This is a genomic window from Marinomonas spartinae (assembly GCF_016461715.1).
GTDB classification, from domain to species: Bacteria; Pseudomonadota; Gammaproteobacteria; order Pseudomonadales; family Marinomonadaceae; genus Marinomonas; species Marinomonas spartinae_A.
This window is the reverse complement of record NZ_JAEMUI010000003.1, coordinates 280,492-295,622: the sequence shown is the minus strand read 5'-3', so window position 1 is coordinate 295,622 and position 15,131 is coordinate 280,492. Positions and strand designations below refer to the sequence as shown.

The window sequence follows — 15,131 nt, the reverse complement described above, 5'->3', positions numbered from 1 at the left end:
GGTTGTCCCCTAAATTAATTGTTTTGAATCAGCACGATGGCTGCGGTTACCAGTAAATTGATCAGCGTAATCGGCAGACATATTTTCCAGCCAAACGACATCACTTGGTCATAACGAGGACGCGGCAACGCAGCCCGAACCAAGATAAACATCACCATGAAAAAGCCTGTTTTCAAAGCAAACCAAACAATTGGAGGCAACCATGGTCCATGCCAACCGCCAAAAAATAAGGTCACAATCAATGCAGAAACGGTCACAATACCAATGTATTCACCGACAAAGAACAAACCAAACTTCATACCAGCGTATTCGATATGATAACCATCGGCCAACTCCTGCTCAGCTTCTGGCTGATCGAAAGGATGACGGTGACAAACCGCAATACCCGCTATCACAAAGGTCACAAAACCAAAGAACTGCGGAATAATATTCCACATATGTGCTTGGTTATTAACAATATCCGTTAGCTGGAACGAACCGGCTTTCGCCACAACGCCCATCAGAGATAACCCCAAAAAGACCTCGTAGCTCAATGTTTGTGCTGACGCACGCACCGCCCCTAAAAGAGAATATTTGTTATTACTGGCCCAGCCAGCAAAAAGCACAGCGTAAACCCCTAACCCTGCCATCATCAGAAAAAATAACAGACCGATATTTAAATCGGAAACGATCCAGCCAGGGCTGACAGGCACGATGGCAAACGCCAATAACAAAGAGGTAAAGGCAATCAAAGGTGCTAAGGTAAAAATAAAGCGGTCTGAAAAAGGTGGAATCCAGTCCTCTTTAAAAAACATCTTGATCATATCGGCAACGAGTTGCAAAGAACCGCCCCAACCCACTCGGTTCGGGCCATAGCGGTTCTGGAACAAGCCGAGTAAACGACGTTCACCAAAGCTCATAAAGGCACCACACGCTACCACAACCATCAAAATAGCAAACGCTTTACCAATGGCAATCAAGGCAGCGATAACCTCGGGAGAAAAGATGCTCATGCGTGTCCCTCCTGCAAATTATCAATCATTTGACCGGCAAGGCTGGCGGGTAAACCATTCGTACCCAGCGGCAAGCCAATGGTACCCACACTGATGTGATCACTAAATGACAAAGGTAATTGCCATTGTTGACCACCCCAAGCGAAACTCACCATGGCATGCTCATTCACCCCCAATGTTTTCGCGTCTGCTGGATGGATGGTTACCGTTTGCTGTCCCGCACGCTCTTGGATCACCGCACTGCGTTGTGATAGTTCATCACTACCAAACAAACGGTAATTTGCAGCAACTTGCCACTGACCTTCTGTCGCCACAAAAGACGCTGGAATCTCAGCGAAGTATTCCCCTTGATTAGAGGTTTCAATCAAACGCACACCTGGATCACCATTGCGCAAATGCCCGCCTACTTCGTCTTGGAATTTGTTCCAAGCTTGTGGAGAGTTCCAACCTGGCGCCCAAGCAAAGGCTACTTCATTGCGATCTGCTTTCGGGTTATTGTTGCCTTCCATAGAGAAGGCAAATGGCGAGTCTTGGTCTTGCGGTTGGCGTGGTTCATGAACACTAATATTGGCACGCATGGCAGTACGACCACTGTAACGGTGAGGTGATCGAGCCATTTTCTGACCATGAATTCTAAAATCAGCATTTGGCGCTGCCCCAACAATTCCTGCCAGTTGTGGCATTTCACTTGCTAGAGCGGCAATCAACTGGTCAAGCGTACCAGCATCGGAAGAGTGAGCGTTTTTCGCAGAATTGACCAAATACAACCAACGCCATGCGGCAAAAACAAGCGTACCCGGCTTGTAATAGCTTGGGTCATATACTTGGAAGAAACGCTGAGCACGTCCTTCCAAATTGACAACCGTTCCGTCAGCTTCTGCAAAACTGCCCGCCGACAACACCAACTCTGCTTTTTTCGATGTGGCAGAATATTGATGATCGACAACAATTAGATGCTTCAATTGATCCAAAGCTTGATCTACCCGTTGTGCCGACATTCGTTGGTACAAGTCATTTTCCAATACGATGGCAGTGTCAGCCCCGTCAGATATAGCAGACAAAGCCTCATCCAATGATTTACCGCCCAACATGGCTAAGCCCATGCTGTTCACTTCACGAGCAACCAGCGTCAAACCAACCTCATCAACACCCTGAGATTTAAGGGCTTTGGCAATATTTGCCGCCGCATCAATCAGCGTTATTTCCCCAGCTTGGCTACCAGAGATAATCAGGGGCTTACGAGATTGTTTTAGCGCAGAGGCAATAAAGTCAGCTTTTTTCTGTAACTCGTCATTAAGATCTGCCACAGCTGGTGCGCTTGAATCAATAGCGTGAGCAATGGCGAAGCCTAAACGTGCTTGATCCGCTGCTGGGGCACTATAATGCCAAGCTGTGACATCATCTAATCGAGTACGATCTGTATGCGTGGTAAAAATCGGATACTTTGCATGCTGACCGATATTTTGGATCGCCGCAATTTGCCACTCAGCCACACTCTGCACAGCGGCCATTTCACGCGCTTTCCCTTTTACCGCTTGTCGTACAGACAAAGCGACGCGAGCAGCGGTTTGCGTAATGTCTTCACCCAAAATAATCACGGCATCGTATTTTTCAATTTCGCGCAGCGTTGGGGTATATACACCAGACGTTTTCAAAACCTGCAACATTCGTTCGAGACGCTGCTGCTCACCAGCCTCAATACCCGTAAAGAAGTTGTCTGCTCCGACCAGTTTACGCAAGGCAAAATTACTTTCTAAACTGGCTCGTGGCGAACCAATACCAATCACCCGAGTCGAGCCTTTGATAATATCACTGGCGCTTTGAACGGCTTGCTCAGTATTAAGAGTAACTTGCTCTTCACCTTGGTAGGTAAACGGCTGTTTTGGACGTGTTTCTAAATTAGTGTAACCATAGCCAAAGCGACCTCGGTCACAAAGGAAATAGTGGTTCACATCACCGTTGTAGCGGTTCTCAATGCGACGGACTTCACCGTAGCGTTCACCGGGGCTGATGTTACAACCCACACTACATTGCTGACAGATACTCGGTGCAAATTGCATGTCCCACTTACGGTTGTAACGCTCTGTATGCGTCTTATCAGTGAACACACCCGTTGGACACACTTCGACCAAATTGCCGGCGAACTCACTTTCTAAAGTACCCGACTCTGGGCGACCAAAGTACACATTATTATTCGCCCCATAGACCCCAAAATCTGTGCCATCAGCGTAATCTTTGTAATAACGAGTGCAACGATAACAAGCGATACAGCGGTTCATTTCATGGGAAACAAAAGGCCCAAGCTCTTGGTTTTCGTGAGTTCGCTTAGCAAAGCGATAACGTCGAGAATTGTGGCCTGTCATTACCGTCATGTCTTGTAGATGGCAATTACCACCTTCTTCACACACTGGGCAGTCATGGGGATGATTCGACATCAACCATTCCACGACGTTTTCTCGAAATGCCTTCGCTTCTTCATCTTCAATCGAGATATAAGCGCCATCACTCGCAGGTGCCATACACGACATCACCAAACGACCACGTGTATCATCGGCATCTTTATATTGTTTCACTGCACACTGGCGGCATGCGCCGACACTACCCAGCGCCGGATGCCAGCAAAAATAGGGAACATCAAGTCCTAGAGACAAACAAGCCTGTAATAGGTTGTCTGCTCCATCAACTTCATATTCTTTGCCATCTACATGAATGGTTGCCATAAGTCTTATGCTTCCCACAGGCCCATCGATATTCGATAGGCGTAAACACACAAAATAAAACTGAATAAATTACTGTTGATTCGGTTGAATACCGCGAATCTCACGCAAATTATTAGCTTGACCTGAAATACCCGCTTCAAATTCTTTGCGGAAATATTTTATTGCACTTTGTAACGGCTCAACGGCCCCCGGTGCATGAGCACAGAAGGTATGACCAGGTGCTAATGAACGACATAACTGCTCAAGTGTTTCAATGTCGCCTGGTTGCCCCTCGCCATGTTCAATTGCTCTAAGAATTTTCACACTCCATGGCAAACCATCACGACAAGGCGTACACCAGCCGCAGGATTCACGAGCAAAAAACTCTTCCAAGTTGCGCACCAAAGAGACCATATTGATTTTATGATCCACAGCCATAGCAAGCGCCGTTCCAAGACGACTACCTGCTTTTTGGATATGTTCAAAATCCATTGGCAAATCCAAGTGCTCCGGCAATAAGAAATCAGTGCCCGCACCACCTGGTTGCCAAGTTTTTAAATCCAAGCCTTCTTGCATGCCACCCGCGTAATTTTCCAATATTTCACGCGCTGTCGTACCCATAGGCAATTCCCATAAACCAGGATTATTCACCCGTCCCGAAAAGCCCATTAATTTGGTGCCGCAATCGCTACTGCCGTTAGTAGTCAACCCCTTGTACCAATCCACGCCGCGATTAAGAATGCTTGGTACGTTACAAATGGATTCCACGTTGTTGACGCAAGTCGGTTTCCCCCAAGCGCCTGATACCGCAGGAAATGGCGGTTTGGACCTAGGATTGGCACGGCGACCTTCAAGAGAGTTAATCAATGCGGTTTCTTCACCACAGATGTAACGCCCTGCACCAGTATGAACAAACAGCTCAAAATCTTTGCCACTGCCTAAGATGTCTTTACCAAGCAACCCAGCTAATTTAGCCTCTTCAATGGCCTTACGAAGGTTTTCCGCCGCTTCAACGTATTCTCCGCGCAAGAAAATGTAACCACGGTAAGCTTTGATAGCATGAGCAGCGATAATCATGCCTTCCACCAAAAGATGCGGCATCTGCTCCATCAACAAGCGATCTTTGTAGGTACCTGGTTCCATTTCATCCGCGTTACAGATCATATAGCGGATATTCATTGATTCGTCTTTCGGCATCAGACTCCACTTTAGTCCCGTTGGGAAACCTGCCCCACCGCGACCACGTAAACCTGCGTCTTTCACCAAGCTAACCACTTCATCAGGATGCATAGCTAACGCTTTTTCAACGCCAACATATCCTTCTTTGCGACGATACTCATCTAACCAAACAGGTTGTTCATCCTCGCGAAGACACCACGTTAGCGGATGACTTTCAGCCGTCTTATTGATCGATAGGCTCATTGATACTGCTCCAAAATGTTTGCCAGATTAGAAGGAACCAAACGCACGTGAGTATCATCGTTCACCATCATAGTTGGCCCTTTGTCACAATTTCCCAAACAACAGGTAGGAAGTAAGGTAAAACGGCCATCCGGCGTCGTTTGACCCGGTTTGATCTTAAGTTGTTTTTCTAACTCAGTGACAATTTCTTCAAATCCAGTGATATGGCACACCACACTATCGCAGTAACGAATGATATGTTTCCCAACTGGCTGGCGATAAATTTGGCTGTAAAAGGTCGCTACGCCCTCAACATCGCTGGCAGGTATTCCCAGAAGGTCAGAAATCGCTTTGATGGCACCATCAGGCACCCAACCATGACGTTTCTGAACAATCTTTAGAGCTTCGATGGAAGCGGCTCGTGGGTCTTCGTAATGATGTTTTTCATGTTCAATGGCCTGAGCATCGGCGTCACTCAAAACGAAATCATCACTGTCATCACTTACGGTGACTATTTTAATCGGTTGATTCATGGTTAACGGTCCACATCTGACATAACAAAATCAATACTGCCCAGGTACACAATAAGATCGGATACCAAACTGCCACGAATCACCGATGGAATTTGCTGCAAATGAGGGAAGCTTGGTGTACGAACACGGGTACGATAACTAGTAGTGCTACCATCACTGGTGAGGTAGTAACTATTGATCCCTTTTGTCGCTTCAATCATTTGGAAAGATTCATTAGCTGGCATCACAGGTCCCCAAGACACTTGCAAAAAGTGTGTGATCAAGGTTTCTATGTGCTGCAAGGCACGCTCTTTGGGTGGTGGCGTGGTTAACGGATGATCCGCCTTAAACGGACCAGACGGCATATTGTGATAACACTGAGTCAAAATTTTCAAACTTTGACGAATTTCTTCTACTTTGAGCATAACGCGGTTATAACAATCGCTCACACCGCCACCGACAGGGATCTCAAAATCAAAGTTTTCGTAGCCTGAGTAAGGTCGCCATTTGCGCACATCAAACTCTATGCCAGTGGCTCGCAAACCTGCGCCTGTTACCCCCCAAGCCAACGCTTCTTGCGCGTTGTAGGTTGCTACCCCTTGAGAACGCGCTTTAAGCACAGTGTTTTTAAGCGCCGCTGTCACGTATTCTTCAAGACGTTTTGGCATCCAATCTAAGAAAGCTTTTAATAGTCGCTCCCACCCTCTTGGTAAATCATGGGCCACACCACCGATGCGGAACCAAGCCGGGTGCATACGAAAACCGGTAATGGCTTCCACTAAATCATATATCTTCTGACGGTCCGTGAACGCGAAGAACACTGGCGTCATGGCACCCACGTCTTGGATAAAGGTTGAGATATAAAGCAAGTGACTGTTGATACGAAATAATTCGGACAACATGACGCGAATCACTTCCACTCGTTCAGGTACTTTAATTCCCGCCAATTTCTCAACAGCCAAAACATAAGGCATTTCATTAACACAACCGCCTAAGTATTCGATACGGTCGGTATAAGGAATGTAACTGTGCCAAGACTGGCGCTCGCCCATCTTTTCAGCACCACGATGGTGGTAACCGATATCAGGCACACAATCGACGATGTCTTCACCATCGAGTTGCAAAACGATACGAAACGCCCCGTGCGCAGAAGGATGGTTAGGCCCTAAGTTAAGGAACATAAAGTCTTCATTTTCCTTACTACGCGCCATCCCCCAATCTTCAGGGTTAAACGTCAGCGCTTCCATTTCGATTGCTTCTTTTTGACGAGTTAACTCAAACGGATCAAACTCTGTGGCACGAGCTGGGTAATCTTTACGTAATGGGTGGCCTTCCCATGTGTCAGGCATCATAATGCGACGTAAATTAGGGTGTCCAGAAAAGACTATACCGAACATTTCCCATGTTTCACGCTCATACCAATTGGCGTTAGGGAACAAGCTAACGATACTGGCTAGCTCTAGATCTTTTTCACTTAACCCCACCTTAAGCATAATGTCATGATTACGCTCCATCGAGATCAAATGATAGAAAACCGTATAATCAACCCCTTCTGGTATCTCTTTTCGATGGGTCCGAAGACGCTCATCCACCCCATGAAGGTCGTATAGCATTGAGTAGGGTTTGGAGGTGTTTTTCAAAAACAATATAACGTCTTTGATTCGTTCACGAGCGACCCACGCAATGGGCATTCCAGTTCGCGTTGGCTGTAATCGAAAGACGGACTCACCAAACTTTTCGATAAGCTCACCAACCACAGGATCATTGCGGTGGTCACTGGTCTGCCAAGACTCAGGTACGAGTTTACTTGTTGCTTTTGTCATTTTTGCTCACTATCTTGATAAGCCTAAAACAAATCTTGCCCGATTAAATTTCGTCCGGCGTTCTTAGGTTGGTGATGGCAATACGGTCATCGCGTTTACGTTCACGCTCAGGCGTCATATTAGCCTTATAAACGCCCTGATCTCCAACCACCCAAGACAATGGACGGCGCTCTTTACCCACCGCTTCTTGCAGTAGATTGAGGGCTTGAATATAGGCTTCTGGACGTGGAGGACAACCAGGAATATAAACGTCGACGGGTAAAAATTTGTCCACGCCTTGAACAACAGAGTAAATATCGTACATGCCACCTGAGTTGGCGCAGGCCCCCATGGAGATGACCCATTTAGGCTCTAACATTTGATCGTATAGACGCTGAATAACAGGGGCCATTTTGGTAAAGCACGTACCCGCAACCACCATAAAGTCGGCTTGTCTTGGTGACGCTCGCAATACCTCAGAACCAAATCGTGCCACATCGTGAGCTGCGGTAAAGGAAGTGGTCATCTCAACATAACAACAGGATAGGCCGAAGTTATAAGGCCAAAGTGAGTGTTTACGTCCCCAGTTGACCATATCATGCATCGCATGCTCAAGTTTGCCTAAGTAAACACTACGGTGAACATGTTGCTCTAACGGATCCCCGACAATTTCTTTGCTTTCTAATGGATAGCGATCATCTTCGCCGTCCAGATCAATGCGTGTAAGCGTATAATCCATGTTTTGACCTCGTGATTATTTGTGTGAACCGTCAACGATTTTGATGATTTCAGATTGCTTAATAAGTTCTTTTGATCGGGTAGGAGCCCAGTCCAGCGCTTTTGTTCGAATCAGATAGATCAAACCAACGAGCAACACGATGACGAAGGTAGTGGCTTCGATGAACCCCGTCCAACCACTCTCACGTATAGAGACAGCCCAAGCGTATAAATACAAAGCTTCAACATCGAAAATGACAAAAAACATCGCCACCAAATAAAATTTGGCAGACAGTCTAAGACGAGCTGAACCAACCGATGCGATACCTGATTCGAAAGGGGTATTCTTAGCACGAGCTTGCGCCCTACCGCCTAAGAAAGTCCCTCCTACCAACATGGCAGCACCCAAGCCTATAGAGACCACTATAAACACAGCAAATGCCCAATGATGGGCGATTACATCAACAGGTGTAGACATAGAAAACAACACTTAATAAATTGTTAGACAAAAACATTGACCTGTTGGGATAAGCCAATGCCATACTTTTATTGGAGGTTCGATTCAGACAGAGGCACGGAATATTGCCTTGCCCAATTCATTATTTGCGGCGCAACAAAATGTTTGCAAAATTAGATGATAATCATTACCATTTGATAAAGATTGCAGTAATCCGATCCATGGGCTAACAACTTTTGTGCGTCACATTGCTGAAAATCAGATGTTGTAAAAAAACATCAACAGCAGACGGTATTATCCTACTCGCATTCTCTAGATCCCGTATAGCGCCATGACAGTCAGACAACAAAGCACCACAATCTTTCCTAGATAGAGGATATTCTGTCCTTTTTATTTATCAATATTAAACATAAAATTTGTAAAGATTTTGTAAATTAAATAGAAACCCACTATTTAAGTCGGAATTAAGTTTGCAAAAAAAAGATGTAGATGAATTTAAACATCCCATAAGCAAAGCCAAGATAGTACAGCGAAATACCTTATATTTCGCACATCAATAGTAATTCCAATGACATGAAAACGAACTGAGAATCAAAAAAAAGACCGCCTCTTAAGAAAAGCTATTACTTTTTTGAATACCGTTTAGTGCAACAACATTACATGATCGATATAACGTGTCATCATGTTAAAGTGCTGCCATGTCTGACGTATTATCCTAGCTAAATCGAGAACCTATTTCTTCAGCTGCTGCTCCTTTTTATCTAACCAGCCTTTAAAATAACGCCCTACTTCAAGAACAATGAGTCCAAAGATCACCCCAGAGACCCACTTAAAACCGAGCAAAAAACCAACAACGCTAAGCAAAGCATAACCATATAAATAGTTTCTTCTTGCTTCAGGGGTTTTCTGTCGGGTAAACCAGGTAATGACCAAGAGCAGTAAAGCGAATACAACATAGTATTGCTCTAAAATTGGATATAGCATTTCATCCCCTATCTAGTTAATAATGGTGATCTTATAATTAAGACAACTGAGCTAGCGTTTTGTTTTCGAAACTGATTCTACTATTTTTATTACTGACTAGCAGCACTCTATGGGCGGCTAACGACATTGCGTTACTTGATGACAACCATCAAGACTTAAATATTGCTAGGTCAGCCCAATACTTAATCGACGAAAGTGGCCGTTTATCCATCCAAGATATCGCATCAGAAAACTACTCTAAGCGCTTTTTACCGATTAACTCGGACTTTCTGCAGCTAGGCCTAGTCAAAGGAAACGTCTGGGTGCGCATTAATATTGCCATTCGTACAACCAAAAATGTGCCATCGCTTTTGGATATTAACGCCCCTCGCCTTGAATATTTGGATCTTTACTTACCGACTATGTTTGGTGATCAAGTGCAGGCTTTGCTTGGTGAAGCACGCCCCTATAGCAATCGACTCATTGAGCATCCCGATTACTTTTATCCCTTGCCGACGAATGCTCCCCCCGTTTTCACTGTCTACCTTAAACTGTCGTCCCATTTGCCAATCAATGTTCAATTGCATTTAAAAACTTTATCTAAAGCCACGGTCGACTCGCAGAAAGACTTTTCTTTTACTGGGATATTGTTAGGTTTTTTAGCCATTCTGTTTATTAGCAATGTCTTTTTCTATATCAAAAGCACTCATCCCATGTACATTGCGTACAGCGTATTACTGATCTGCATTGCACTGTTTCACCTCTCTCTTCACGGGCAGCTTTATCAGTTTTTCCCTAATAAAATTGGCATCCAAGAACGTATCTACAATTTCACCGCTCTTGCAGGCACAGCCGCTATTGTCTTGTTCTCCAAGCTTTACCTAGATACACGATCACATTTTCCCAAAGTAGATAAATGTTTAATTGCTCTGACCTGCATTAACCTTTTTTTTGCCACTATCTATAGCGCCTACCCAAATTCACTGAGCATTAGCTACTTATCACTGTTATCATTTACTTCCATCTCGGTTTTAACCGTACTAGCCATTTACGCCTTTGCCACAGACACCCCGTTTTCTGGCTATTATCTGATTGCTCGAATCACCCTATTGCTTGGCTATGCCGCTTGGTTTCTGTCCGCTTATGGCATTATATCCAGTGCTATCATTTACGAATGGGGTCTGACGGTCGCCATTGTGCTAGAAGCCATGATCTACTTTATAGGCATGATCGCGCAACTCAGCCCGTTACTTAAACGCCACGCCAGTGTTGTGAACCACTCACAAAATGACTTATATGAACTGATCGCTGATATATCCAGCCGCCTTCGCCGCCAAGTCAATATCATCGATAACGGATTGAAGCATGTTCAAAAAACCCCCAATCGAAACATCTCGAAAAACTTCATTTTCAACGGACAGACAGCAAGCAACAACTTAAAAAACTTACTCGTCCGATTAGATAACATCTACTATGCACGAGATAAAAACACCTTTTCCCAACAAGAGTCCTCTCCCCTCTTTTTATCTAAATTAATTGATAACGCTTACAACCACTTTCAACAACTAGATCAAGACAACGCGATTGTTGAAATTACCAGTGACAATACCAACCACTTAGAAATCCTACATAATGCCGAAGTCATAGAGCACTTGATTGAAACCATTTTACAAGAATGCAAGCACTTCACGGATCAAACACTGACAGTTGACATCAGTCGTCGTGATCTGAGCCATGAAGGAAACACCATTCTGGAAATAAACTGTTTCCCGTTACCGACTCATCTCACACTGAATAACAATCTGTTTGATATGGGTATGAACTACATTCACATTCTCGTCAATTCTTTAAATGGTTCTTGTGTGACTTCCGAGGAGAATGGCTTTCACCGCCTCACGATTGAGCTGCCTATTACATGGCAGATACGCCACACTAACCTCAATACGCTGGATAATGACACCTACTCCATCATTGTTTTTGGTGAACACAGTAATGACCTGAATCAAGCACTGGGAATTCTTCATTCTAATCTTAACGCCATCGAGCACTTTAGTGACCTTGACGACTTACTGGATTACTTAGATAAGCCAGATCAGCGCAAAACCATCAGTATTATCTTAGCGTTTGATCATGAAGGACAAATCCCTCACATCATTCACAAAAAAATACGCCCCTTGATGAAGCTGGAAGATCAATGCTTACTGATTTCAGATAATGTTAAAATGTCGCGGGAATATGCTAAAACAATCGGTTTCGATGACCTGTTGCCTGTCAGCAACTTGGACAGTCACCTTGAAACGCAATTATCGCGCCTAATTCGTAAGGGCGAGCGCTTAAGAGACGCATCTTTGTCAAGAGTCAAACGTTCTTAAGAAGTGCCTTGCTAGACTGAACGCAATATCAATAATAGAGACAAGAGGACAATATGGACTGTTTATTCTGTAAGTTAGTTAATGGCGAGATCCCTGCTACCATTTTGTACCAGGATGATGATGTCATTGCCTTTGAAGACATCATGCCTCAAGCACCCAGTCATTTTTTAGTGATACCCAAAAGACACATTAGTACGCTAAATGACTTAACCGATGAGGATGCAAGCATTGTTGGTAAATTGCCCATTGTTGCAGCCAAAGTTGCCAAACAAATCGGCATTAGCGACGACGGTTATCGGGTCGTCATGAATTGCAATCAAATGGGAGGTCAAACGGTTTACCATATTCATATGCATGTGCTTGGTGGCCGCCAAATGACTTGGCCTCCAGGTTAAACGAGGAAATAAAATGTATTCTTTTTTGGATAGAGCAGTACTGCAATTTGATCGCGCATTACAAACGCTGGTTCCCCACGTTGCTAAAGAACATCGCCCATCACCAGCGAATCAATATTCCGAAGCGACGTTGAGTGAACAAGAACGTAAACACGCAGCCGGCTTAATGCGCATCAATCACACAGGTGAAGTCTGTGCACAAGCGTTGTACGCAGGTCAAGCGACCACCGCAAAGCTAGAGACGGTTCGAGAAGAGATGGAACACGCAGCGGAAGAGGAAATAGATCACCTTGTCTGGTGTGAAAAGCGCCTGTATGACTTAAACAGCCGCCCTAGCCTACTGAATCCATTTTTTTATGGTGCCTCTTTTGCTATTGGCGCAAGCGCTGGACTCATCAGCGATAAACTGAGCCTTGGTTTTGTTGCTGCAACAGAAGATCAAGTCTGTGTTCACCTTGATAAACATATGCTGGAACTGCCTCATCAGGATAAAAAAAGTCAAGCCGTACTGACACAGATGCATATTGATGAAGCCAAACACAAACAAATGGCGCTCCAGTCAGGCGGTTATGTGTTTCCCAAACCCATCATGGCGCTCATGACACAAGTGTCGAAAATTATGACCCTGTCAACCTATAGGATTTAATTATGAACCGCGATCTACACTCTATTCGGCGTGACTATCAATTTGAAGATCTATTAGAAGACAGCGTCGGCAAGGATCCGTTAACGTTTTTTGATGGCTGGTTAGAGCAAGCGATTGCCTCCAACCAAGAAGACCCAACCGCCATGACGATCAGTACAGTGGACGAGTCTGGCCAGCCCCACGCTCGTGTCGTGTTACTTAAACAGCGAGACGATGCAGGCTTTTGCTTTTTCACCAACTACGATAGTGACAAAGGCCAACAGCTAGCGAAAAATAACAAAGCCTGCCTGACTTTTTTTTGGCCAGCACTGTCTCGGCAAGTACGGGTCGAGGGCGAGATCAAAAAAATCAGCCGCGAAGACTCTGAACACTACTTCTCGAGTCGCCCTAGGGGCAGTCAGCTAGCCGCTTATATTTCAAAGCAAAGCACCACAATCAATAATAGGGAGACACTGAAAAACGCTTATAAAGAAGCAGAAGATAACTTTGCTAACCAAAAAGTCCCTTGCCCAGACAACTGGGGTGGGTATGTGTTAACCCCAAGCTACATTGAGTTCTGGCAAGGCCGCCCGAGCCGCTTGCATGACCGCCTGTGTTTTACCAAGCAGTCAGAAAGCTGGTTACGCGAACGTAAAGCCCCATAATCATCTGGGTGCTGAAGCTAGTAGATATTGTCAAACCAAAGGGTATCCTATGGGTTCAACAGAGTGCGAAAAGTTAAACTAATGCGCTCTTCTTGAACCCGTTTTCTTTTTGGTAAACAATGCTGCCACAGCACTTGTGTTGATGCTGACATCACTAGCCAGCTGCCGCCCTCCAATGCAATACTATGTTTAACACTATGATTCTTTTTTAAGCGAAAGAGAAAGTCTCGTGTTGCTCCTAAACTCAACATAGCAATAACAGGAGCGGGGCCCAATATTGTTTCATTATCGGCGTGCCACCCCATGTAGTCATCACCATTTTGATACCAATTGAGTAACACAGAGTTGAAAGACTGACCTGCTAAGTATTCCGCTTGCTTTCTGATTTCTGCTAAACAATTTGGCCAGCCTTTTCCATAATGATCTTTGCCCGTGTAGCGATAACATAATCCTCGGTCCGCAATAAAAGCCACTCGCCTTGGCACCAATACATCACGACCAAACATTAATAACGATTCCTGCTCCCAAACTAACGCGGATTTTAGTTGCTCAAAAAGCCGCGCTTGCGCCAACGGAGTCAGCTCACTGCTTGAGCAGGCCAAAGAGTAACGGTATGATGGCTCCACTTCATTCACCTTTGCATAATGGTCGACAATGCCCGAAAATTCTCTCTCTTTGAAAGCCCTCCGCAGCTCCTTGTTAGATACCTATCGCGGTCTTGGGGTACTGCTCATGATGATCTTTCACTTCAGCTGGGACCTGGGCAATTTCGGCTTTATTGAGTTTTCCCTCGCTAACCCTTTCTGGAATCACTTTCGCGACATTATCGTCACCATTTTTATTTCCGCCGTTGGTTGGTCTGCTTATCTTACGATGCAAAAGCATCATTCGATCATCCTATGGAAACGTGACCTTAAGCTTTTGCTCGCCATTATTATGATTTCTCTGGGTACTTACCTTGCCTTTCCCAATAACTGGATTTATTTTGGCATTTTGCACTTTATCTTCCTACTGACGTTTCTCGTCCGCCCCATGACCAAATGGCCAATTATATCGTGTATTATCGGCGTCATCATTGTACTGATTTACAACACAACTAACTGGCTGTCTTTCCCCAATGTGCTCCCTTATATCGTCCATACATTACACCTTCCTACCAGCACACTGGATATTGCTTTCCCATTCCCTTGGATTGGTGTTGCTTTGATCGGCATAACACTCGGATACTTTAAGATTCATCAATGCCCTATTCCTGAGCACCTCATTACCCGTATACTTGCCTGGATGGGACGCTACGCACTACCTATTTACTTACTGCATCAGTTAATTTTATTTGCCCTAGTCGCGAGCGCCAGGATGGTGCTTAGTCATTAATCCAGATCAATGTTTGGGCAAGAAAAAACCACCATATAACTTATAAAAAAACATAAAAAAAAGCACATCACATCTTGCCTATCATCGAGTTTCCACTACCCAAGGGCAACAGGGTAAGTAGCTACTTACAGAAAGGTTTCACTCCTATTTTAGCGTA

The 15,131-nt window shown here is 44.8% G+C and carries 14 protein-coding genes; 5 read left to right on the top strand and 9 right to left on the bottom strand.

The features are described 5' to 3' along the window. Nucleotides 1-14: 14 nt before the first annotated feature. The 8 genes from nuoH to JHD45_RS04965 form a co-directional block, all read right to left on the bottom strand. Complete coding sequence (gene nuoH, locus JHD45_RS05000; RefSeq protein WP_199475400.1) at nt 15-992, bottom strand: NADH-quinone oxidoreductase subunit NuoH; 978 nt, start codon at nt 990-992, stop codon at nt 15-17. Continuing rightward, on the bottom strand, nt 989-3,712 hold the full coding sequence (gene nuoG / locus JHD45_RS04995) for an NADH-quinone oxidoreductase subunit NuoG (RefSeq protein ID WP_199475399.1): 2,724 nt from the start codon (nt 3,710-3,712) through the stop codon (nt 989-991). The genes nuoH and nuoG overlap by 4 nt, the downstream gene beginning before the upstream one ends. Nucleotides 3,713-3,781: 69 nt before the next feature. Then, entirely contained in the window at nt 3,782-5,113 is a 1,332-nt protein-coding gene (gene nuoF, locus JHD45_RS04990; RefSeq protein ID WP_199475398.1) for an NADH-quinone oxidoreductase subunit NuoF, read from the bottom strand. Next, nucleotides 5,110-5,625, bottom strand: a complete 516-nt coding sequence (gene nuoE / locus JHD45_RS04985) for an NADH-quinone oxidoreductase subunit NuoE (RefSeq protein ID WP_199475397.1) — start codon at nt 5,623-5,625, stop codon at nt 5,110-5,112. Before nuoE ends, nuoF begins: the two co-directional genes overlap by 4 nt. Before the next feature lie 2 nt (nt 5,626-5,627). Then, nucleotides 5,628-7,427, bottom strand: a complete 1,800-nt coding sequence (gene nuoC / locus JHD45_RS04980; RefSeq protein ID WP_199475396.1) for an NADH-quinone oxidoreductase subunit C/D — start codon at nt 7,425-7,427, stop codon at nt 5,628-5,630. Nucleotides 7,428-7,470: 43 nt separating this feature from the next. Further along, nucleotides 7,471-8,145 carry a NuoB/complex I 20 kDa subunit family protein gene (locus tag JHD45_RS04975; protein WP_199475395.1) on the bottom strand — a complete coding sequence of 225 codons (675 nt, stop codon included), beginning with the start codon at nt 8,143-8,145 and terminating at the stop codon, nt 7,471-7,473. 15 nt (nt 8,146-8,160) lie between these two features. After that, nucleotides 8,161-8,601 (bottom strand): NADH-quinone oxidoreductase subunit A, encoded by a 441-nt coding sequence (locus JHD45_RS04970; RefSeq protein ID WP_199475394.1) that lies wholly within the window; start codon nt 8,599-8,601, stop codon nt 8,161-8,163. A 711-nt stretch (nt 8,602-9,312) separates the two neighbouring features. Beyond that, nucleotides 9,313-9,564, bottom strand: a complete 252-nt coding sequence (locus JHD45_RS04965) for a hypothetical protein (protein WP_199475393.1) — start codon at nt 9,562-9,564, stop codon at nt 9,313-9,315. A 59-nt stretch (nt 9,565-9,623) separates the two neighbouring features. Here JHD45_RS04965 and JHD45_RS04960 point away from each other — a divergent pair, with 59 nt between their 5' ends. From JHD45_RS04960 to pdxH, 4 genes are read left to right on the top strand one after another with little or no spacing between them, the layout of a single operon-like run. Then, on the top strand, nt 9,624-11,915 hold the full coding sequence (locus tag JHD45_RS04960; protein WP_199475392.1) for a 7TM diverse intracellular signaling domain-containing protein: 2,292 nt from the start codon (nt 9,624-9,626) through the stop codon (nt 11,913-11,915). A gap of 53 nt (nt 11,916-11,968) precedes the next feature. After that, nucleotides 11,969-12,310, top strand: a complete 342-nt coding sequence (locus JHD45_RS04955; RefSeq protein WP_199475391.1) for a histidine triad nucleotide-binding protein — start codon at nt 11,969-11,971, stop codon at nt 12,308-12,310. 13 nt (nt 12,311-12,323) lie between these two features. Next, nucleotides 12,324-12,956, top strand: coding sequence for a 2-polyprenyl-3-methyl-6-methoxy-1,4-benzoquinone monooxygenase (gene coq7, locus JHD45_RS04950; RefSeq protein WP_199475390.1), 633 nt, complete (start codon nt 12,324-12,326; stop codon nt 12,954-12,956). 2 nt (nt 12,957-12,958) lie between these two features. Beyond that, on the top strand, nt 12,959-13,600 hold the full coding sequence (gene pdxH / locus JHD45_RS04945; RefSeq protein WP_199475389.1) for a pyridoxamine 5'-phosphate oxidase: 642 nt from the start codon (nt 12,959-12,961) through the stop codon (nt 13,598-13,600). Nucleotides 13,601-13,647: 47 nt separating this feature from the next. Here pdxH and JHD45_RS04940 read toward each other — a convergent pair whose 3' ends face one another. Further along, nucleotides 13,648-14,226 (bottom strand): alpha-ketoglutarate-dependent dioxygenase AlkB family protein, encoded by a 579-nt coding sequence (locus JHD45_RS04940; RefSeq protein ID WP_199475388.1) that lies wholly within the window; start codon nt 14,224-14,226, stop codon nt 13,648-13,650. Between the two features lie 28 nt (nt 14,227-14,254). Here JHD45_RS04940 and JHD45_RS04935 point away from each other — a divergent pair, with 28 nt between their 5' ends. Beyond that, nucleotides 14,255-14,974, top strand: coding sequence for a heparan-alpha-glucosaminide N-acetyltransferase (locus JHD45_RS04935; protein ID WP_199475387.1), 720 nt, complete (start codon nt 14,255-14,257; stop codon nt 14,972-14,974). Nucleotides 14,975-15,131 lie beyond the last annotated feature (157 nt).

Coding starts and splice junctions, on each gene's coding strand:
- JHD45_RS04965 (WP_199475393.1), bottom strand. CDS start 9,564: ATGCTATATCCAATTTTAGAGCAATACTATGTTGTATTCGCTTTACTG.
- coq7 (WP_199475390.1), top strand. CDS start 12,324: ATGTATTCTTTTTTGGATAGAGCAGTACTGCAATTTGATCGCGCATTA.
- nuoF (WP_199475398.1), bottom strand. CDS start 5,113: ATGAGCCTATCGATCAATAAGACGGCTGAAAGTCATCCGCTAACGTGG.
- nuoH (WP_199475400.1), bottom strand. CDS start 992: ATGAGCATCTTTTCTCCCGAGGTTATCGCTGCCTTGATTGCCATTGGT.
- nuoC (WP_199475396.1), bottom strand. CDS start 7,427: ATGACAAAAGCAACAAGTAAACTCGTACCTGAGTCTTGGCAGACCAGT.
- JHD45_RS04935 (WP_199475387.1), top strand. CDS start 14,255: ATGCCCGAAAATTCTCTCTCTTTGAAAGCCCTCCGCAGCTCCTTGTTA.
- nuoE (WP_199475397.1), bottom strand. CDS start 5,625: ATGAATCAACCGATTAAAATAGTCACCGTAAGTGATGACAGTGATGAT.
- pdxH (WP_199475389.1), top strand. CDS start 12,959: ATGAACCGCGATCTACACTCTATTCGGCGTGACTATCAATTTGAAGAT.
- JHD45_RS04970 (WP_199475394.1), bottom strand. CDS start 8,601: ATGTCTACACCTGTTGATGTAATCGCCCATCATTGGGCATTTGCTGTG.
- nuoG (WP_199475399.1), bottom strand. CDS start 3,712: ATGGCAACCATTCATGTAGATGGCAAAGAATATGAAGTTGATGGAGCA.
- JHD45_RS04955 (WP_199475391.1), top strand. CDS start 11,969: ATGGACTGTTTATTCTGTAAGTTAGTTAATGGCGAGATCCCTGCTACC.
- JHD45_RS04975 (WP_199475395.1), bottom strand. CDS start 8,145: ATGGATTATACGCTTACACGCATTGATCTGGACGGCGAAGATGATCGC.